Source organism: uncultured Campylobacter sp. (genome assembly GCF_937921625.1).
GTDB lineage: Bacteria > Campylobacterota > Campylobacteria > Campylobacterales > Campylobacteraceae > Campylobacter_B.
Genome location: NZ_CAKZTI010000028.1, coordinates 70,138 through 89,691 on the forward strand (window position 1 = coordinate 70,138; position 19,554 = coordinate 89,691).

22 protein-coding genes and 1 pseudogene are annotated in these 19,554 nt (G+C 48.4%); 21 read left to right on the forward strand and 2 right to left on the reverse strand.

Features of this window, described 5'->3' with window-relative positions; genetic code table 11:
- Positions 1 to 7: 7 nt before the first annotated feature.
- The 3 genes from Q0101_RS04560 to Q0101_RS04570 are packed head-to-tail and all read left to right on the forward strand — an operon-like array spanning position 8 to position 3,959.
- Positions 8 to 1,537, forward strand: a complete 1,530-nt coding sequence (locus Q0101_RS04560; RefSeq protein WP_297942778.1) for an NADH-quinone oxidoreductase subunit M — start codon at positions 8 to 10, stop codon at positions 1,535 to 1,537.
- A complete protein-coding gene (locus tag Q0101_RS04565; RefSeq protein WP_297942780.1) occupies positions 1,527 to 3,302 on the forward strand; it encodes an NADH-quinone oxidoreductase subunit N in 1,776 nt (591 codons plus the stop codon). Before Q0101_RS04560 ends, Q0101_RS04565 begins: the two co-directional genes overlap by 11 nt.
- A 54-nt stretch (positions 3,303 to 3,356) precedes the next feature.
- Entirely contained in the window at positions 3,357 to 3,959 is a 603-nt protein-coding gene (locus Q0101_RS04570; RefSeq protein ID WP_297942781.1) for a hypothetical protein, read from the forward strand.
- Between the two features lie 147 nt (positions 3,960 to 4,106).
- On the opposite strand, the gene miaA is transcribed toward Q0101_RS04570, so the two are convergent.
- Entirely contained in the window at positions 4,107 to 5,012 is a 906-nt protein-coding gene (miaA, locus tag Q0101_RS04575; RefSeq protein ID WP_297942783.1) for a tRNA (adenosine(37)-N6)-dimethylallyltransferase MiaA, read from the reverse strand.
- A gap of 96 nt (positions 5,013 to 5,108) precedes the next feature.
- On the opposite strand from miaA, the gene mqnP reads away from it, so the two are divergent.
- The 18 genes and pseudogenes from mqnP to trxB all read left to right on the forward strand — a co-directional run bounded on the left by mqnP (position 5,109) and on the right by trxB (position 18,525).
- The gene (gene mqnP / locus Q0101_RS04580; protein WP_297942785.1) at positions 5,109 to 5,978 is read left to right on the forward strand and encodes a menaquinone biosynthesis prenyltransferase MqnP; all 870 of its coding nucleotides are present in this window, start codon (positions 5,109 to 5,111) and stop codon (positions 5,976 to 5,978) included.
- A gap of 9 nt (positions 5,979 to 5,987) precedes the next feature.
- A complete protein-coding gene (locus tag Q0101_RS04585) occupies positions 5,988 to 6,347 on the forward strand; it encodes a hypothetical protein (RefSeq protein ID WP_005869739.1) in 360 nt (119 codons plus the stop codon).
- Positions 6,348 to 6,427: 80 nt separating this feature from the next.
- Positions 6,428 to 7,393: a GTP 3',8-cyclase MoaA gene (moaA, locus tag Q0101_RS04590; protein ID WP_297942787.1), complete on the forward strand. Its 966-nt coding sequence runs from the start codon at positions 6,428 to 6,430 to the stop codon at positions 7,391 to 7,393.
- Positions 7,390 to 7,632: pseudogene (locus Q0101_RS04595) on the forward strand (7-carboxy-7-deazaguanine synthase QueE); the annotation flags it as partial. The gene moaA and the pseudogene Q0101_RS04595, both read left to right, overlap by 4 nt.
- 6 nt (positions 7,633 to 7,638) lie before the next feature.
- Entirely contained in the window at positions 7,639 to 8,355 is a 717-nt protein-coding gene (locus Q0101_RS04600) for a 4Fe-4S cluster-binding domain-containing protein (RefSeq protein WP_297942808.1), read from the forward strand.
- On the forward strand, positions 8,352 to 8,933 hold the full coding sequence (locus Q0101_RS04605) for a 6-carboxytetrahydropterin synthase (RefSeq protein ID WP_297942789.1): 582 nt from the start codon (positions 8,352 to 8,354) through the stop codon (positions 8,931 to 8,933). Before Q0101_RS04600 ends, Q0101_RS04605 begins: the two co-directional genes overlap by 4 nt.
- On the forward strand, positions 8,933 to 9,154 hold the full coding sequence (locus Q0101_RS04610; RefSeq protein WP_297942791.1) for a hypothetical protein: 222 nt from the start codon (positions 8,933 to 8,935) through the stop codon (positions 9,152 to 9,154). Before Q0101_RS04605 ends, Q0101_RS04610 begins: the two co-directional genes overlap by 1 nt.
- A gap of 377 nt (positions 9,155 to 9,531) precedes the next feature.
- The gene (locus Q0101_RS04615) at positions 9,532 to 10,014 is read left to right on the forward strand and encodes a hypothetical protein (RefSeq protein WP_297942793.1); all 483 of its coding nucleotides are present in this window, start codon (positions 9,532 to 9,534) and stop codon (positions 10,012 to 10,014) included.
- On the forward strand, positions 10,014 to 10,670 hold the full coding sequence (locus tag Q0101_RS04620) for a 16S rRNA (uracil(1498)-N(3))-methyltransferase (protein WP_297942810.1): 657 nt from the start codon (positions 10,014 to 10,016) through the stop codon (positions 10,668 to 10,670). Before Q0101_RS04615 ends, Q0101_RS04620 begins: the two co-directional genes overlap by 1 nt.
- 329 nt (positions 10,671 to 10,999) lie before the next feature.
- Positions 11,000 to 11,200, forward strand: a complete 201-nt coding sequence (gene rpmE, locus Q0101_RS04625; protein ID WP_177387662.1) for a 50S ribosomal protein L31 — start codon at positions 11,000 to 11,002, stop codon at positions 11,198 to 11,200.
- Positions 11,201 to 12,016 carry a 16S rRNA (cytidine(1402)-2'-O)-methyltransferase gene (gene rsmI / locus Q0101_RS04630; protein ID WP_297942795.1) on the forward strand — a complete coding sequence of 272 codons (816 nt, stop codon included), beginning with the start codon at positions 11,201 to 11,203 and terminating at the stop codon, positions 12,014 to 12,016.
- Positions 12,017 to 12,051: 35 nt separating this feature from the next.
- A complete protein-coding gene (rlmB, locus tag Q0101_RS04635; RefSeq protein WP_297942797.1) occupies positions 12,052 to 12,753 on the forward strand; it encodes a 23S rRNA (guanosine(2251)-2'-O)-methyltransferase RlmB in 702 nt (233 codons plus the stop codon).
- A complete protein-coding gene (locus tag Q0101_RS04640; protein ID WP_297942799.1) occupies positions 12,725 to 13,744 on the forward strand; it encodes a hypothetical protein in 1,020 nt (339 codons plus the stop codon). Before rlmB ends, Q0101_RS04640 begins: the two co-directional genes overlap by 29 nt.
- A 527-nt stretch (positions 13,745 to 14,271) precedes the next feature.
- Positions 14,272 to 15,477, forward strand: a complete 1,206-nt coding sequence (locus tag Q0101_RS04645; RefSeq protein WP_297942801.1) for an LL-diaminopimelate aminotransferase — start codon at positions 14,272 to 14,274, stop codon at positions 15,475 to 15,477.
- Positions 15,477 to 16,745 carry a homoserine dehydrogenase gene (locus tag Q0101_RS04650; protein WP_297942803.1) on the forward strand — a complete coding sequence of 423 codons (1,269 nt, stop codon included), beginning with the start codon at positions 15,477 to 15,479 and terminating at the stop codon, positions 16,743 to 16,745. The genes Q0101_RS04645 and Q0101_RS04650 overlap by 1 nt, the downstream gene beginning before the upstream one ends.
- 1 nt (position 16,746) lies before the next feature.
- Entirely contained in the window at positions 16,747 to 17,085 is a 339-nt protein-coding gene (locus Q0101_RS04655) for a YraN family protein (RefSeq protein ID WP_297942804.1), read from the forward strand.
- A gap of 70 nt (positions 17,086 to 17,155) precedes the next feature.
- Entirely contained in the window at positions 17,156 to 17,470 is a 315-nt protein-coding gene (trxA, locus tag Q0101_RS04660) for a thioredoxin (protein ID WP_297881795.1), read from the forward strand.
- A gap of 110 nt (positions 17,471 to 17,580) precedes the next feature.
- Positions 17,581 to 18,525: a thioredoxin-disulfide reductase gene (gene trxB / locus Q0101_RS04665; RefSeq protein ID WP_297924649.1), complete on the forward strand. Its 945-nt coding sequence runs from the start codon at positions 17,581 to 17,583 to the stop codon at positions 18,523 to 18,525.
- Between the two features lie 220 nt (positions 18,526 to 18,745).
- Here the strand turns inward: trxB and Q0101_RS04670 are convergent, their stop codons facing one another.
- Positions 18,746 to 19,525, reverse strand: a complete 780-nt coding sequence (locus Q0101_RS04670; protein WP_297924651.1) for a hypothetical protein — start codon at positions 19,523 to 19,525, stop codon at positions 18,746 to 18,748.
- Between the last annotated feature and the right edge of the window lie 29 nt (positions 19,526 to 19,554).

The following is a 19,554-nucleotide window of genomic DNA, read 5'->3' on the forward strand; positions in this document are numbered from 1 at the left end:
GGTGGGCATGGAATACTTTTTAAGTTTGGTTATATTTTTTCCGGCGGTAGCTGCGGTTTTAGGCTTTTTGATCGACGAAGCGAGCATCAAGACCTACGCCGTTACGATGAGCTTTATAGAGTTCGTGCTTTCGCTCGTTTTGTGGATATTTTACGAGCCGGTAGACGGCATCGCGTTTAGCGTGCTGCACCCTTTCATAAGCGAATACGGCATCAACTACTTCATCGGCGTGGACGGAATTTCGCTGTTTTTAGTGATCCTAAGCACGCTGGTTACATTTTTAGCGCTGCTTAGCCTAAGCATTAAAGAGCGCGCCAAAAATTTAATCATCTGCATTCTGTTTTTAGAGATGACGATGGTGGGCGTTTTCGTGGCGCTGGATGCGATTTTGTTTTACATCTTTTGGGAACTTTCGCTAATTCCAATGCTCTACATTATCGGCGCGTGGGGCAGCGGCAAGAGAATTTACGCCGCGGTGAAATTTTTCATCTACACCTTTCTAGGTTCGATGTTTCTACTCGTAGGGCTCGTAGCGATGAGCTATTTCTATCACGAGGCTACGGGCGAGTATAGCTTTAATATCCTAAACTGGCAGAGCCTGTCGCTGCCGCTTAGCACGCAAATTCCTCTATTTTTGGCATTTTCGGTCGCTTTTGCGATCAAGACGCCTTGCTTTCCTTTTCATACCTGGCTTCCGTACGCGCACGGGCAGGCTCCTACGATAGGCTCGGTTCTGCTTGCCGCGGTGCTTCTTAAGATGGGCACATACGGCTTCGTGCGATTTTCGCTGCCGCTATTTCCCGACGCGAGCGTGCATTTTAGCGGGATGATGTGCGCCGTAGCGATCGTTATGATCATCTATGCAAGCTTCATCGCCTTTGCGCAGAAGGATATCAAACAGGTTATCGCGTATAGCTCGATCGCGCATATGGGCGTAATAATGCTAGGAATTTTTTCAATGAGCCGCGAAGGAATGAGCGGCGCGGTATTTTTGATGATAAGCCACGGCATAGTAAGCGGCGGGCTCTTTATGCTCGTAGGCTTTTTATACGACCGCAGGCACACGAAGCTTTTTAGCGAATTCGGCGGGCTTGCGCGGGTGATGCCGCTTTATGCGTTTTGTTTTTGCGTCGTGCTGCTAGGCTCGATAGGCCTTCCTCTTACGATCGGCTTCGTGGGAGAATTCCTAAGTCTTGCGGGGATTTTTAAGATCAGCTTTAGCTATGCGCTTTTGGGCGGGCTCGGCATCATAATGGGCGCGATCTATTCGATGAATCTTTATAAAAAGACCTTCTTCGGCGCGCTCGTGCATGAGGAAAATAAAAAGCTAAGCGATCTAAACAGAACCGAGCTTTGCTCTATCATCCCGATCTGCGTGCTGGTGGTAGCGCTTGGCGTCGCGCCAAATTTGATGCTAAAGAGTATCGAGCCTAGCGTGACGCAAAGTCTTGAGCTGATGTTTAATAAAGCCTTTCAGACCGCAACTCGCGCCTATATGGAAAAAGCAAATTTTAAGGTAAGAAGCGATGCAAAATAATCTTTTAAATTTAGCCTCGATCGCGCCTATGGCGATACTTGGAGGATTTGCCCTGCTGATGCTCGCGGTTTCGCTTTTTGCGCGCACGCTATCATATAAATTTTATGCTGTCATCACGATACTGGCGCTAGCTCTCGGCTTCGGGCTCGTTTTTGGATACAACAGCGGCATACGCGGGCTTTTTGACGTGATGCTGGTGGACGGAATCGCGACGCTATCGATGCTTATCATTCTCGCAAGCTCGATATTTTTCATCTTTCTATCTTTGGGCGCAAGAAGCGCGCACGAGTACCACACGGCGGAGTTTTTCGTGCTATTTCTATTCGTGCTCGTTGGCTATGAGTTTATGGTCGCGAGCGAAAGCTTAATGATGATCCTCGTTGGGCTTGAGACGGGCTCGCTGGCGCTTTATACGCTAATCGCTCTTCATAACCGCGCCAGATCAATCGAAGCGGCGCTAAAATACTTCATAATGGGCGCGCTGGGATCGGGCTTTTTCGCATTCGGCGCGGCGATGTTTTTTCTATCGACCGGCTCTATGGAAATTTCAAATATCGCGCAGATCGCTAAGAGTTCAAATTTACAAACCAGCGTCCTGCTTTTCGCCGCCTGCTCATTTATGATCATCTCGATAGGATTTAAGCTCTCGCTGATCCCGTTTCACACCTGGACGCCCGACGTTTACGAGGGCGCGAGCTCGGCTATGGCGGGCTTTTTGTCCGTCGTGCCCAAGATCGCGGGCTTTGTCGTGGCGATCAGGCTGTTTGAAGCGCTGCAAAGCATCGGCGTGCAGTGGCTAAACATCGTGCTCTACGCCGTAGCGGTGGCTACGATGAGCTTAGCAAATCTTATGGCGCTCGTGCAGCGCGACGTCAAGCGGATGCTTGCTTTTAGCTCCGTTTCGCACGCGGGCTTCGTGCTCTGCGCGATCGTGATCGGCTCGACGCAGGCAAACGCGGCGCTTTTCACCTACTGGATCCTATACGCCGTAGCAAATCTCGGGGCGTTTGCATTCATCTGGTGCGTGCGGCAAAGGCGCGCGCGTTCGTTAAATTTAAAATTTAAAACCCGAAGCCCCGCTTTAAATTTAAATACAAACGGCGAGAGCTCTATCTCAAACCCAAAGCCCGCTTTTTCGCAAAATCACGAGCCGAGCTTTGCCGGCGAGTTAAATTTAGACGCGAGCGGGCAAAATTCAGCCTGCGCCGAGTGGAATTTTAAAGCGAGCGAGCAAAATTCCAAAGCAAACGGGTCAAATTTGAAAGCGACTAAGCCCGGCGCGGAAGTGAGCCTTTTCGGCACTGAAACTTGCGAGCCTGGCGCCGAAATTTGCGCGCAAAGCTCCAAGTTCGCGGCTCGCTTTGAGCATCCGTTTGAGAAATTTGACGGGCTGATCCGCACCCATCCGCTTTTTGCGCTATGCGCGGCGATCTTCATGCTCTCGCTTGCGGGCATTCCGCCGTTTAGCGTGTTTTGGGGCAAGATGTATCTGCTAAGCGCCGCGGTCAATTCGGGCTACTTTGCCCTCGCCGTCATCATGGCGGTAAATAGCGCGCTCGCGCTGTATTACTACCTGCGCCTCATCGTGCGTATGTTTTTGCACGAGCCGCGAGAGGACGCGGAGCTTGACGGCTCGCTGGGAACGGTCTCGGTGCAGATAAAATTCGCCGTCGTGATAGCTAGCGTGGCGTGCGTGCTGGCGCCGTTTTTGGTGAAATTCCTAACCGGCGCGGTAAATAATTTCGTCTTTTTAAGCGGGTATTGAGCTAAAATTTTAAGCGCGAATTGAACCCATCGCGCTTTGCCAACAAGGAGAGATATGTTTTTGGGCGAGCTAAGTGCTGACGGCTACGGTTTTGCGCTGCTTGATGTGCGCGATTTGAGTGAGTTTTTAAAGGAGCGAAAATGCAGAGCAAAAAAGCTTCTAAGCTACTGGGACGCGCACAAGCAGCTGTTTTATGACGCCGTAAAGGGCGCTAAAGCTTTACCCTTCTACCCGCTTACGGTGCGCAGCTATGAGATCTTCGTTTGCATTGATGAGGAGTTTGCGCCGTCTGCGGGCTACGAAGTAGCTTTCAAGCGCGATAGGCTGTATTTCGCTCCGCAAAGCGACTCCACGATCCTAGCGAGCTTCGATGCTTTGCAGTATCGTTTCGATGAGCTAAAAAGCGACGAACTCGAGCTAGGCTATGAGTGCCAAAGCGGCGCTGCGGGCAAGATGCGAAAATTTAATTCCACGCTCAAACTTGGCTTGCAAAGCGGCACTTACGAGCTTTGCGCCCTGGGGCTAAAAAACAGCTCGCAGCACTTCGAGAAATACGGCTACGCCTTTATTTTCAAGCGCAACGCAAGCGCGGAAAATCAAAATTTCAGTAGGCTTGACAACGATAAATTTAGCTTTGATATTTGCAAAGGCAGTTAAATTTAATCGAAATTCTGCACCGCACGAGACCTTGGCGCGACCCGCAAAATTTTAAAGATGCGACCGGTGCGGTAAATTTAAATCTAAATTTTACTTCCTTGTCTCACTTTTTTCTAGCAAGCGCACAAATTTTGATAAATTTTGATTTTAAATCTCGTAGCGAAAAAAATTTAAAATTTCACGCTCCAGCTCTTGCGGCGGCGCTGAAATTTTATCCGCAAACTGCGAGCGGTTGAAGGTGCGTTGGCGCTTTGCAAGCTGTACCGTGTGCAGGCTTACGAGCTGCTCGCACTGCGTCCGCGAGATCTGCCCGCGCAAAAGCTGCCCGCACTCCTTTAGCCCGATGCAGCCTAACGCCCTGCACTCCGCGCCGTAGCGAGCGAATAAAAACTCCGCCTCCTCTAAAAGCCCGCGCTCAAACATCGCCTTCGTGCGCGCTTCGATGCGATGCGCAAGCCACTGCTTAGGCGCGTCGATCTCAAAAATTTTAATATCCGAAATCACGGGCGGGGCGGTGTTTTCGCGCAGAAATTTACTCGGCGCCTCGCCGCAAAATTTATAGATGCTTAGCCATTTTTTTAACCGAAAGCTGTCCGCCGCACTAAATTTTGCGGCAAATTCCGGATCGATCCGCCGCGCTAGGGCGTAAATTTCATCGTTTGAAATTTCGCTTTTAAAATCTGGAACCTTCGGCGCCAGCCCGCTTAGCATCGCTTTGAGATAAAACCCGCTGCCGCCCGTGATTATCAAAGGCGCGCCGCTATGCTCCGCGAAAGCCCGCGCGGCTGCGTATTCTTTGATAAACTCGCCGACGCTGAAGTACTCGTTTGGATAGATTAAATTTACGCCGAAGTGCCTGATCTCGCGCAGCTCCTCCTCGCTTGGCTTGGCGCTTGCGATGTCGATCCCACGGTAAATGCAGAGCGAATCGAGGCTCAAAATCACGGCGTCCATTTCGCGAGCGATATTTAGCGCAAGATCGCTTTTGCCGCTTGCCGTGGTGCCGATGATCGCGATCTGCGGGCTTGCGTGCGAGTTTTGATTTTGGCTCAAGGCGTTTCCTTTCGTAAATTTTTCGTTCAAATTATATCAAATTTAGAGCTATTCTTACTTTTTTTTGATACAATGGTGCCCAAACTAAGGGGCGAAATGGCTAAATTTAAAGAAATTTTATCCGATATCAACGAATTAATAGTTTTTAAACACTCGGTTTTCGCGCTGCCGTTTATCTTTACGGCGATGGTTACTGCAAGCAAGCTGCAAAACGGCTCGGTATGGTTCGGCTGGAAATTGCTTTTTTTGGGGATTTTATGCGCGGTGAGCGCCAGAAGCTTCGCGATGGCGCTAAATCGCTACTTGGACGAGGATATCGACCGCGCCAATCCGCGTTGCGCTTCGCGCCCCAGCGTGGACGGACGGATCGGACGCGGGAATTTACTGCTTTTCATCATCGCAAACGCAGTGGTTTTCATAGCGGTTTCGGCGCTTATAAATCCTTTGGCGCTTAAGCTTTCGGTGCCGATTTTAGCGGCATTGGGCGGCTATTCATATTTTAAACGCTTTAGCGAAACGGCGCATTTGATGCTCGGCTTTTGCCTGGGGCTTGCGCCGATTGCGGGAGCGATCGCCGTTAGCGGCGTAATTCCGCTCTGGTCAGTGCTGCTATGTCTCGGGGTAGTATTTTGGGTGGGCGGCTTTGACGTGCTGTATTCGCTTCAAGATATGGAATTTGACCGCAGCAACGGGCTTTACAGCATCCCTGCGCTTTACGGCAAGGAAGCCTCGATGTTTATCTCTAAAATTTTTCACGCCGTAGCAGTGCTTTTTTGGCTGCTGTTTTGCGCGGCGGCAAATTTAGGCTTTTTTGCCTATCTGGGCGTGGCTGCGTGCGCGGCGATCCTGTACTTCGAGCATAAGATCGTGCAGAAAGATTTTAGCAAGATTGATCGCGCGTTTTTCACGCTCAACGGCTACTTGGGCATCGCCTTTTTTGCTTTTGTTTTTGTAAATTTATTTTAAGGAACCCCTATGGATCTTAACACTATCATCATTTTAGGACTTTGCGTCGTTATATTTTTGATGTTTTTCGTCATATATTTTAAGGATAAGCAAGCGGATAAAAAATTCGAACGCTTCGATCAGGTCCTGACTGACGCTATGCAGGAAAATTATCTGCTTAAAAAGAAGGTCGAGGAGCTAAAAGAGATGATCGATTCGGGCGGTAAAGTCGCTCCAAATATCGATATAAACGCGATTGCCGACGTAATCGACGAGACGATAGAACAGAGACTAGACGTAGTGCCTACGATGATCGACGAGCGGGTAGAAAAGCAGATCAGACCGCTTCTGGACCAGCTTAAAGAGCTCATCGGCTCGGTAAGAAAATAGCCTGAGCAATATAAAAATAAAATTTTGCAAAATCACTTTGTTTTTTATATAATCGCCGTAAATTGATATTAAGGCAAAATATGCTAATTGATAAATTTGGACGAACGATCGATTATTTGCGCATTTCAGTTACGCAGCGGTGTAATTTCAGATGCAGATATTGCATGCCGAGCACGCCGTTTAACTGGGTGCCGCGAGAGAATATTTTAAGCTTTGAGGAGATGTTTTTATTCGTCAAGGTCGCGATCGACGGCGGCGTGAAAAAGATCCGTATAACCGGCGGCGAACCGCTGGTGCGAAAGGGGATCGAAGATTTTATAAAGATGATTGCGGATTATGCTCCGAACATCGATCTTGCGCTTACTACCAACGGATATTATCTCAAAAACTACGCGCGCGCCTTGAAAAATGCGGGGCTAAAGCGCATCAATATGTCGCTTGACTCGCTGCGTCCGGAGCGGGCTAAATTTATAGCTCAGCGCGGCGTGCTTTATAACGTCTTAGAAGGCCTTGACGCTGCGCTTGAAGCGGGACTAAAAGTCAAGCTAAACACTGTCGCGCTAAAAGGCATCAACGACGATGAGCTGATCTATTTGCTGGAATTTGCCCGCGAGAAGGATTGCCAGATTCGCTTCATAGAATTTATGGAAAACACCCATGCCGGCGATCTTACAGGATTAAAATCAAACGAAATTTTAGATATTTTAAGGCGTAAATTTATCTTTACCGCTCTGCCAAAATTGCAGAGCTCGCCCGCGTCGCTTTACGCGCTCGGGGACGGCTACACCTTCGGTATCATCGATCCGCACAAGCACGATTTTTGCGAGAGTTGCAACCGCATCAGACTAAGCGCCGAGGGGCTTTTGATCCCGTGTCTTTACTTCGAGGACGCGCTAAGTATCAAAAAGGCGGTCAAAGAGGGCGACATCGCCGCAGCCGCCGAAATTTTGGCTAAAATTTTAGCGAATAAGCCCGAAAAAAATCGCTGGCAAACGGACGCTTCGAATGAAATTTCAAGCCGCGCATTTTACGAGACGGGCGGATGAGGCTCGTAGAGAGCTTTTTAAGTATCCAAGGCGAGGGCAAATATGCAGGCAGGCTCGCATATTTCTTTCGCTTTGCGGGCTGTAATCTGCGCTGCGAGGGCTTCGGCGGCGAGCGTATTTCGCCGAAGACCGGCGAGATCTTGCGCGGTTGCGATACGATCCGCGCGGTTTTTACGAGCCACTTCGAGCACGAAGAAATTTTAAATTTATCGCAGCTTTTGAATAAAATTCCAAATTTATCAGGTTTGTCCTGTTTCGCACCCGCATGCTCTGCGCCGGGTTTTTGCGCCGCCGAGTCTTTTTCTGAAAGCAATACGTTAAATTCCGTCGCCGCACAAACGCCTCCCCGTCCAAACGGTAACGCAGAAAAATCTTTAAATTTAACGAGCGAAAATTCTTTAAATTTCGCAGCGCAGAATTCTTTAAATTTAGATCCGCAAAGCGCTGCCACGTCGCAGAGCGCTGAGCTTTATCAAAAGCCGATCGTCGTTATCACCGGCGGCGAGCCGATGTTACATCATAAAGAGGCGCTATTTTACGAGTTCGTCTGCGAGCTGCTCGCGTGCGGACACGCGGTGCATTTTGAGACCAACGGCACGATTTTAGTGGATTTTGAAAAATTCCCCGTCTACAAAAACTGCGTCTTTGCGGTCTCGCCTAAGCTTTCAAACTCCGCCGAGCCGCGCGAACGCAGGTTAAACTTCGCCGCGCTGCGAAGCTTAAGGCAAAACGCAAAAGATAGTTTTTACAAGTTCGTCATCTCGCCCGAGTTTGACGCGCAGCCCGAGATTAGAGAAATTTTAGCGGTGTGCGGCGGCGAGGTTTATTGTATGCCGCGCGGCGCAGATCGTCGCGAGCTGGAAAGTGGCGCGCAATTTTGCGTGGATTTTTGCCTAAAAAACGGCTATAATTACTCCGATCGCCTGCACATTAGAATTTGGGGCGAGAAGGATGGGGTATGATAATTAGGAAATTATACGAATTCGAAAACGCTCACATCGTGCGCCTGTGCGGTTCGAAGCGGTGCCGCACGAGCATCCACGGCCACTCCTACAGATGCGAAATTTTACTTAGCTCAAATTTTTTGGATGAGGCGGGGATGGTTTATGACTTCGGCTATATGAAGCTCGGTATTCGCGAGCTTATCGATAGTTTCGACCACGCTACGACGATCTATGCGCGCGATGATGCGAGCTATATCGCGGATCTTAAAAAACACAGCGCGCGCTGGGTACAGATACCGCTAAATCCGAGCGCAGAGCAGTTTTGTAGAATTTTTTTCGTTCTAATCGACCGACTTTTGAGCCTAACTCAGATGCAAAACGGCGAGCGCGAAGTAAAGCTTCACAGCGTCATCGTGCACGAAACGGCCACCGGCTACGCGCAGTGCTTCCGCGAGGATGCCTATAACGCGCAGATGGGCGAGATCGCGCTGGATGAGATAGAATTCTCGTCCGCCGTGCGCGAGGAGTGGAGGCAGCCCGAGCTTTGGCAAAAGCTTCTACGCGGTGAAAAAATCATCTATCCAAAGGACTGCTGATGAGAAATTTCTTTAAATTTGGCGCGGGTTTTGTGCGCGTTTTTGCCGCGTGCGCGATCTTTGTCTGCGCGCTTGCTTTGGGCGGTTGCGACGATGAGAAAAAGGACGCCTTGCAAAAGCCGCCGGTGGATAGCGAGGTGCCGAAGGACGTACCTATCGCGCCTAGCGAGCCCAAAGTCGATATAAACGCCGATATGCCGCCGCTTCCGGTGACGGAATAAGGTGGAGCGTTGAAAAATCTGCGCCTAAATTTGAAAATTTTTAAAATTTGCGTTATTCGTATGCGGCGCGTAAGCGCGATTTTAGCGTCATTTTTACCCGTGCGATCTGCGCAAAGAAATTTTAAATTTTATAAAGCTCTATCCGCAAAATTTTATTCTTGGCGCGAGAGATACGGCGCGAAATCGGGGTTGAACGCGCACGCGGTAAATTTTGGCGCAATAAATAGCCGCGGTCGCTTTGAAGAGTTTTTAAAATTTCAAAGGCGCGGAACAGGTCTGTTTGATCTCGCGCCGAAAAAATTTGCGTTGAAATTCGGTCGTTTCGGCTCTAGCCGCGCAAAATTTTATTTCGCGAATTTAACTCCCTGGCGGAAGTGATGGATTATCTGTATCAAAGCGCCCTGGGTTTTCATAAATTTTTCGCGCTAGCTGCGGCGATTTTAACGATAATTTATCTGATTTTTACCCAGCTTAAGATCGACGCGGTGGCGGAATTTTGCCCTCGCAGCGAGGCTTTAAATTCCGCCGTCTCCGCGCCGCAAGCTGAAAATTTAAAGCAAAAGAGCAGATCTGGGCTTAGATTTCTTAGGCGCATCAGGCTGTTTTTGCCGATATATTATGCGACTCTCGCGGCGCTGATAATTAGCGGAAGCGTGATGCTGCCGGTGCTGCGCTTTGATATGAGCTTTAAAATTTACTTTATGGCGGTCGGATCGCTAGCGATGATCGCGCTTAGCGCGGTATCGTACAAACGGCTGAAAATAGCGTATCTAAGTCAAAACTTTGCGCCGTATCAGCGTAAAATGCGGCTGATTTTGGGGCTAAACTTAGCGATAATTTTGATAGCGAGTGTTATTTGATGGTATATTTTTACGATAAGCTTGCAGGCGAACAGAGCCTAGTTTTGCAGAATGATCAGTTTTTGCACCTAAAGGCCAGGCGAGCAAGGGCTGGTGAGCGCATAGACGTGCGCAATCTTGAGGACGGGGCGAGTTATCTATATGAGATCGCCGAAATTTCGCGCAAAGGCACGGCTCTGAATTTGGTTTTTAAAAGCTCCGTTTTTACGCCGAGCCACGATTTTTGCGTCGCTTGGGCGGTCGTCGAGAGCGCCGTGATCGAAAAGAGCCTGCCTGCGCTAAACGAGATGGGCGTCGGGCGGCTTGTTTTGGTCTATGCCGATCTGTCGCAGAAAAACGTGCGGCTCGATCCGCAGAGGATGAAGCGGATTTTGATCAACTCGTCGCAGCAATGCGGGCGAAATTCCATCATGCAGATCGAGGTTTTGGGCGGCTCGGACGAGCTCGCGCAAAGGTATGAAAACGTAAGCCTGATCGATTTTGGCGGCAAGAACATCGACATTTTCGGCGGCGATGAGATCGCCTTCATCGGCCCGGAGGGCGGGTTTTCGCCGCGCGAAAGGGAGAAATTTAAAAACGCCTATGCGCTTAATAGTCCATATATTTTGCGCTCAAACACCGCGCTGATCGCAACTTGCGCGAAGTTGATCTTTTAAGCGCTCAGTAAATTTTAAAATTTAAAAGCCGTGCGCTTTAAATTTTGGAATTTAAAATTTGCTCTGCGCGATCCGCTATGTTTATAGACGGCTTAACGCACGACGCGTATTTGCCGCGGCGTATATTCGCGCGCTGTATTTTGCACGCCGCAGTAAATCAAAATTTTACCCGCAAAGCAGGCTAAATTTTAAAATTTCGCGTCCAAAAAAGCATATTCAAAAAGAAAATCCACGCTTTGCCGAGAGTTTTTAAAAACCCTTTAAATTTGCTTTTTAGATAAAAAAGTTGTATAATCGTTGCCTTTTAAAATCATCAAAAAGGATTAAAAATGAAAAAAGATATTCACCCAAACTTTGTCGAAACGACCGTTACCTGCGCTTGCGGCAACACTTTTAAAACGCGCTCGAACAAGCCTGAGATCCGCGTCGATATCTGCTCCAATTGCCATCCGTTTTTCACCGGCAGCGAGAAGATCGTAGATAGCGCGGGCCGCGTCGAGAAATTTAAGCAAAAATATGGAATGAAATAGTTGCTATATCTCATTCCTACGCCGATAGGAAATCTAAGCGATATCTCGAGCCGCGCGCTTGAGGTATTGCAAAGCTGCGAAATCCTAATCTGCGAGGATACGAGGGTTTCAAAAAAACTTCTAAACTTATTATCCGATAAATTTCAAATTTCATTTAAAATTTCACAGTTTTACTCTCTGCACACGCACAACGAAGCGGAGTTTTTCGCGAGTTTTGATGTGGCGCTTTTGCGCGAAAAAGCTTGCGCATACGTAAGCGACGCCGGCATGCCCTGCATCAGCGATCCGGGAATTGCGCTCGTAAAATTTGCGCAACGAAACGGCGTGCCTTACGAAGTGCTTAGCGGCGCAAACGCTCTGCTGCTCGCAGCCGCCGCAAGCGGGCTAGTGGAGAAAGAATTTAGCTTTTTAGGCTTTTTGAATAATGACGGCGCACAGCGAAAACCTCAGATCCTAAATTTGATGCAGAGCCCCTATCCATGCGTGCTATATGAATCCCCGAAGCGCGTGGTAAAGCTAATAGAGCAGATCGCAGGGATCGACGCGCAGCGCAAAATTTTTGCGATTAAGGAAGCTACGAAAAAATTTGAAACAAAATTTTTCGGTAGCGCAGCAGAGGTCCTGCTAGAGCTAAAAAGCGCAAATTTAAACGGCGAATGGTGCGTCGTGATTGACGGCGCAGGCGAAAAGAGCTTTGAAAAAATCACGCAAGAAGATATTCTGTCGCTTGAGATCGCGCCGAAAATAAAAGCAAAACTACTCTCAAAAATTAGCGGCGAACCTGCCAAAGAAATATATAAAAATTTGATACGCTAAGTCATATTTTAACCGTTTTTCGCTAAAATCCCAAAATGATTATTTACGGCAAGCAGCTGTTTTTGCACCTTTTAAACCGGCATCCGCAGAAATTTATCCGCATCATCCTTGCTAAGGAGTGCGAGAAAGAAATTTTTAAAAAGATCGCCGCGACCGGCGTAAAGATCGAGCGCGCCGATGCGAAAAAAGCTCAAGCCCTCGCTCGCGGAGGCAACCATCAAGGCTTCTTGGCCGAGGTGGAGGAGTTTAGCTTCGGCGATCTTGCTAGCGTCAAAGACGATAAATTCGTGCCGATCCTTTATGGGCTTACCGACGTCGGGAACATCGGCGCGATAATGCGCAGCGCCTATGCTTTGGGCACGGACAGCGTGATCGTCGTCGCAAATAATCTAAATATGGCGGGCGTAGTGCGCGCAAGCTCGGGCGCGGCGTATGAGCTAAACGTCGTTAAGGTCGCAGACGGGCTTAGCGTGCTAAATGAGCTTAAACAAAGCGGCTTTGAAATTTACGCCGCGAGTGCGGGCGGGACGAACTTTAAGGAGTTAAAGCTCGGCGCGAAAAACGCGCTCGTAATGGGGAACGAAGAAGAGGGGATACCTGCTAGGGCGCTTAAAAAATGCGACCGCGCGGTATCTATAAAGATGCGCGAAGGCTGGGATTCGCTTAACGTAAGCGCGGCATTTGCGATATTATGCGATGGAATTTTAAATGGAAGAAATAAAAGAGAAGTTAAATAATACGGACGAGCAGGCGGAACAAACCGAGAAGCCGGAGCAAACACAGCAGCCAAAAAGCAGCGATCTGGATAAATTAAAATCTATGGATCTGATCGAGATAGCGCGTACTACGCGCATCGACGCGCAAAATTTAGAATATATCATCAACAAAGACTTCGAAAAACTTGCAAATTTTAACGTGAAGGGCTACATTAAAATTTTAGAGCGCGAGTTCGGGCTGGATCTATCGGACTGGCTTAGCGAGTTTGAGAGCGCCAAAGCGAGCTTTGCGCCCGTTAAAAAGGCCAAAGTCGAGCAGGTCTATGGTCAAAGGGTTAGCCCTAACAAAAGCAGCAGCGGCTGGCTTTTATGGCTGCTTGCAATGGTATTAATCATAGGCGCAATCTTTTATTTCGGACTTTATAAAAGCTTCGGCGAATTTTTGGGCTCGCTTTTATGGGAACAAAACAAAACCACCTACTCGGACGCTCCAATCGTAAATAACACTCAAAAAAAGCTTGAAAACATCGGTATCGACGTCGTTTCGCATAATGTTACGGAGGATAAATTCGCCATCAAAACGGATGTAAATGCGGCTTTGGCGGCGGATGAAAATTTAAGCTCTCTAAATGCGCTGGACCGCTCCATAAGAATCGAGCGCGCGAGTGCCAAAACGGAGGAAAATTCCACCGACGAAAACGCCACGCAAAGCGCACCTGCGCCCAGCAAGGATATCGTGCTTAATCCGCGAGGCAAAATGTGGATAGGCGTCATCGATCTAAAAAGCGGCAAGAAGCGCGAGATGGTCATCAATGCCCCTTATGTCGTCGCTTCGCAAGGAGACGAGGATCTGCTCATCGCCACCGGGCACGGAATGTTTGAGGTCGGCAAGGCGGACGGCAATGTGAGCTTCAACGAAAAAAATACTCAAAAGCTCCGCGTCAAAGACGGCAACGTCACTAAAATTTCAACCGACGAGTTTCTGCGCCTAAACAAGGGCAAGAAGTGGTAAAAGATCCGCTCTCGTGCGAGGTTTTTTGCTCGTAGAATTTTGCCGCAGAGGACAGAGGGTAAAATTTCAGCTCGCTATGGTGCGCAGTTTAAATTTAAACCCGCGAGCGTAAATTTAAAGGTTTGAACCGCGCCACCTTGGATAAAATTTTAAGCGGCGTAGGTAAAATTAACGGTGCGGATAAAATTTCAAGCGTTGCGGCCGCTTGAGGTAGCGCGGTAAATTTAAAGAGCATCGTTCGAGGACGCAGCGTAAAAACGGCAACTTTGATCGTTATTGTTTTGATCGGACGTAAATTTAAACAGCGCCGCAAAGTGTCAACGCGCTAAATTTAAACGATCAATGCCTCGGCGGTTTTAAAATTTTAGCGAGGTAAAAGTTTAAATTGCCCGAGCAATATAAAAAGCGCCGCCGCATCGACGCTAAGGCTTGAAATTTTGCCTCCGTGCGGCACGAGCAGATCGCGGCGCTTAAGATGTAAAATTTTAAATAAAGCTTGAAAATTACTTTAAGATAAGAGGTTTGAGATGTTTGACGAAATCCGTTTTTCAAAGATCGAGCGTTTGCCAAATTACGTTTTTGCCGAGGTTAACGCCATAAAAATGGCTGCACGCAGAGCCGGCGAGGATATAATCGATTTTTCGATGGGCAATCCCGACGGCAGGACGCCGCAGCATATAATCGACAAGCTTTGCGAAAGCGCGCAAAAGGACAAGACGCACGGTTACTCCGTAAGCCAGGGCATCTACAAGCTGCGACTTGCGTGCGCGAATTGGTATAAGCGCAAATACGGCGTGATCTTGGATCCGGAAAGCGAGATCGTCGCCGTGATGGGCTCTAAGGAGGGCTTCGTGCATCTAACTAGCGCGATCGTAAATCCGGGTGATGTCGCGGTGGTGCCCGATCCTGCATATCCGATCCACACTCAAGCCTTCATCATCGCGGGCGGTAATGTCGTTAAAATCCCGCTTGCCTATGATGAGAATTTAAATTTTAATGAGAATAAATTTTTCATCGATCTGCAAAAAACCTTCGACGAGAGCATTCCGCGCCCAAAATACGTCGTCGTAAATTTCCCGCATAACCCTACCACCGTCGTCGTGCAAAAGAGCTTCTACGAGCGGCTCGTGGCGATGGCACGGCAGGAACGGTTTTATATCATCAGCGATATCGCTTACGCAGAGATCGCTTTTGACGATTACAAAACGCCGTCCATTTTTGAGGTTCAGGGTGCGAAGGACGTCGCAGTTGAGGCGTACACGCTCTCTAAAAGCTACAATATGGCGGGCTGGCGCGTGGGTTTTGTTAGCGGTAATAAAAAGCTCGTCGCCGCGCTTAAAAAGATCAAATCTTGGTTTGATTACGGTATGTTTACGCCGATACAAGTAGCCGCCACGATCGCGCTGGACGGGCCGCAAGAGTGCGTAGAGGATATCCGCGCGACCTATCAGAAGCGTAGGAATTTTTTGATCGACGCTTTTGCGGACGCGGGCTGGCAGATCGCTAAACCTAGCGCGTCGATGTTTGCGTGGGCGAAATTACCGCCCGCGGCGGCTCATCTAAGAAGCATGGAGTTTTCCAAGCAGCTTCTTACCAAGGCGTGCGTCGCCGTAAGCCCGGGCGTCGGCTTTGGCGCGGCGGGAGACGATTACGTGCGAATCGCTTTTATCGAAAACGAAAATAGAACCCGCCAGGCCGCTAGAAATATAAAAAAATATTTGAAAGAGATCTGATGAAAGTAGCGATTTTAGGCGTCGGTACCGTAGGTAGCGAAGTTGCAAATATTTTGATAAAAAACAAAGATATCATCCTTGCGCGCGCGGGCGTTAGCATAGAGCCAGTAATCGGGCTAGTGCGCGACACGAGTAAAAAGCGCGATGTGCAAATTCCGCTTAGCAGCGACGCTGGGAGTATCATCGAGCGCGACGACATCGACGTTTTTGTAGAGCTTATGGGTGGGGTAGAAAAGCCCTATGAGATTGTAAGTGAAATTTTAAAGCGTAAAAAGGCGGTCGTTACCGCAAATAAGGCGCTTTTGGCTTATCATCGCTACAAGCTTCAGACGCTTGCGGGCGATACGCCTTTTGGCTTTGAAGCGAGCGTAGCGGGCGGAATTCCGATCATAAAAACCCTGCGCGAAGGGCTAAGCGCCAATCGTATCGAAAAGATCATCGGCATCGTAAACGGCACGAGCAACTTCATCCTTACAAATATGATGCAAAAAAATGAGAAATTTGAAGACGCGCTAAAGCAAGCTCAAGAGCTCGGATACGCCGAAGCCGATCCTAGCTTCGACATCGGCGGATTTGACGCGGCGCATAAGCTCTTGATCTTAGCTAGCATCGCATACGGTGTACACGGAGATCCTGAAGATATCCTAATCGAGGGGATCGAGGAGATCACACAGGAGGATATATATTTTGCGCGCGAATTTGATTTCATAATCAAGCTGCTTGCGGTAGCTAAGCGCGCGAGCGATAACAAAGTCGAGCTGCGCGTCCATCCAGCGCTCATTTCAAAGGATCAAATGCTCTCAAAAGTCGATGGCGTAATGAACGGCGTGAGCATCTACGGAGACTGCGTCGGCGAGAGTATGTATTACGGACCGGGCGCGGGCGGCAGCGCTACGGCAAGCGCGGTTATAAGCGATCTCATCGACATTGCGCGCGATAACAAAAACCCGATGCTCGGATATAAAATTTTGCCGAGCGAAAATTTTATGCAAATTCTGCCTAGCGAGCAGATCCGCACGAAGTATTATTTCAGGCTGCGCGTGCGCGACGAGAAGGGCGTGCTTGCGAAGCTTACGAACATTATGAGTTTAAACGATCTTTCGATCGACAGCTTTTTGCAAAAGCCTAAGCTCAAAACGGATGAGGAAGTGACGCTGTTTTTCACGACGCATACGTGCTGCGAGAAGGACATAAAGCGCGCTATAAGCGTGATCGGCGGCGAAAATTTTATTACGCAAAAGCCTTTTATGATCAGGATCGAAAGCTAAGTTGAGCTTAAAAGAATACATTTTCGGCTTTGCCTGCGAGGATCGTGCGGCAGAATTTTTACGCGGCGAAGGGTTTGAAATTTTAAAGCGAAATTTTCGCTGCCGCTTCGGCGAGATCGACATAATCGCGCGCAAGGGCGGAATTTTGCACTTCGTCGAGGTGAAGGCCACGAGCGGCGATTACGCCGCCGCAGAGCGCGTGACCGACGCCAAGATGGCTAAAATTTTAAAGACGGCGGAATTTTATCTGATGAGCTGCGATACGGACGAGCCGTGGCAGATCGACGTCGTGGAAGTTTATCCAAAGCAGATAAAATTTATCGCCAACATATCTTTTTAAATTAGAATTTTTATTATTTATTTAAGATAATAAACTATAATTCGCGGAATTTTAACACAAGGAGAACATTATGGGAAAGTATATAGAGCTTACTTCGGAGAATTTCGACGTTATTAAAGAGGGTGTCGCATTAGTCGATTTTTGGGCACCTTGGTGCGGGCCATGCCGTATGATCGCCCCGATCATCGAGGAGCTTGCGAACGATTACGAGGGCAAGGCTAAAATTTGCAAAGTAAATACCGACGAAGCGCAGGATCTTGCGGTGCAGTTCGGCGTGCGCTCGATCCCAACGATACTATTTTTCAAAGACGGCGAGCTAAAAGCCCAACTCATCGGCGCGCAATCCAAACAGATCATAGCCGACAAACTAAACTCGCTTCTGTAAATTTTAAAAGGGCGGCTTTCGCCCTTTCTTCTCTCACTCATCGTTTTATTAATTAAATTCGTAAATTTAACGCCCGCGGCTTTACTTAATAAAATAATTAAGGAGAAAAAATGTTAGATTTAGCAATTATCGGCGGCGGCCCTGCGGGGTTAGCGGCGGGGCTTTATGCTACAAGAGGCGGTTTAAAGGACGTCGTGATGTTTGAGATGGGGATGCCCGGCGGGCAGATCACCTCAAGCTCCGAGATGGAAAACTACCCGGGCGTCGCTGCGGTGACCGACGGGATGAGCTTTATGGCGCCTTGGCAGGAGCAGTGCTTCCGCTTTGGCTTAAAGCATGAGATGGTGCGCGTGCTGCGCGTTTTAAAAGACGGCGATGGAAATTTTACGATCTATCTCGAGGGCGATCAAACACGACGCGCGCGTGCCGTTATCGTAGCTACGGGCTCTACTCCGCGCCGCGCGGGGATTGAGGGCGAGGATGAGTTTTTTGGTCGCGGCGTCAGTACCTGCGCGACCTGCGACGGGTTTTTTTACAAGGGAAAAGAGGTTGCCGTCCTCGGCGGCGGCGATACGGCGCTAGAGGAGGCGCTGTATCTGGCTAAAATTTGCTCTAAAGTCTATCTGATCCACCGCAGGGATGAGTTTCGCGCCGCGCCTTCGACCGTGCAAAAGGTGCGCGAAAGTGAGAATATCGAGCTCATCACAAATGCGCTCGTAGAGCAGATCAAGGGCGATGCAAGCGGCGTAACGGGCGTCGTCGTGAAGGATAAAACCAGCGGCGCCGCGCGTGAGCTGCAGCTACCTGGGATCTTCGTATTCGTGGGGCTTGACGTGCGAAACGAGGTGCTAAAGGGCGATGATGGTAAGTTCATTTGCGACATCACGCCGGGCGGGCAGGTCGCGGTAAATTTAAAGATGCAAACAAGCGTGCACGGGCTATTTGCGGCGGGCGATATGAGACAGGATGCGCCTAAACAGGTCGTTTGCGCGGCGGGTGACGGTGCGGTTGCCGCACTTAGCGCGATTGCGTATCTGCAAGGACACGATAAATAAGCTTGTATTCGGCGTAAAATTTCACGGCGCGGCGGGCGAAACTGCTTCCGTCGCGCTTTTTAAATTTAAAAGCCCGCGTCAAATTTGAATGAAATAATGAAATTTTGACGCAAGGCGGCTCAAATTTAAAATTTCGTCAAATTGAGCCGCAAAATAATGCTATCGTCTTTTGCGGAAACGCTTCCGAGCCGAAACGTCTTTTAAAAATTCAGATAAAATTTTATTGTCTTTCGTAGAAAGTTGCAAGGGCGTCTTCCGCCGTTTTTCTATTATTAAATGCCGATCTTATCTTAATAACATCATCAATTATATCTTTAGTCACTATAAATTTATCCGATAAACTTACGCTCTTATCAGCATTCACGATAAAATTTAATTCGATCTCAGCCTGTGGCGGCAGCTCTGCTGCCCTTCCAAGCTGTAGCCTTATTTGGCTAGGCGTTAGCTGCGAATAATAAGCGACGTCTTCTAATGAATCAATAATATTACTCATATAAATCGCAGAAGTTTTTGGTTCACCATCCTTTAGTATTTCATCTTTTAATTTATCGTCGCAATCAACTGGCTTTTTTTGAAATGAGTAATCTATTTTGCCTCTGTCTTTGAGCTCCTCTTGAAATTTCGTCTCATTTATTTTGCAATGTTCATTTGCCAATTTAAGTAAACGCTGTTGTTTATCATCAGATTTATCTTTATAGAAAAGCACGGCACCTCTTAAAGACGTGTTTAGCATAGCCTCTTTATATTTTTTGTTAAAGGCATCTACATCAACCTTTACTTTCTCCATATCCACGTCGCAAACCATCTTAACCGTCTTTAATCCACCGTTTTCCTCTTTGCTCCAAGTAATATTTTTGCAGAGTTTCGAGCCCTCGATCGCCGTGCCAATACTCATCGACTTGAAATCAGGCAAAGTGTAGTCTTTCACGAGCTGTATCTCATCTGCGCCGCATCCTGTTGAAATCAACGTCGCAAGCGCGACACCTAGTGCATATTTCATCTTTAACTCCTTGAGGTAAATTTTCTAGA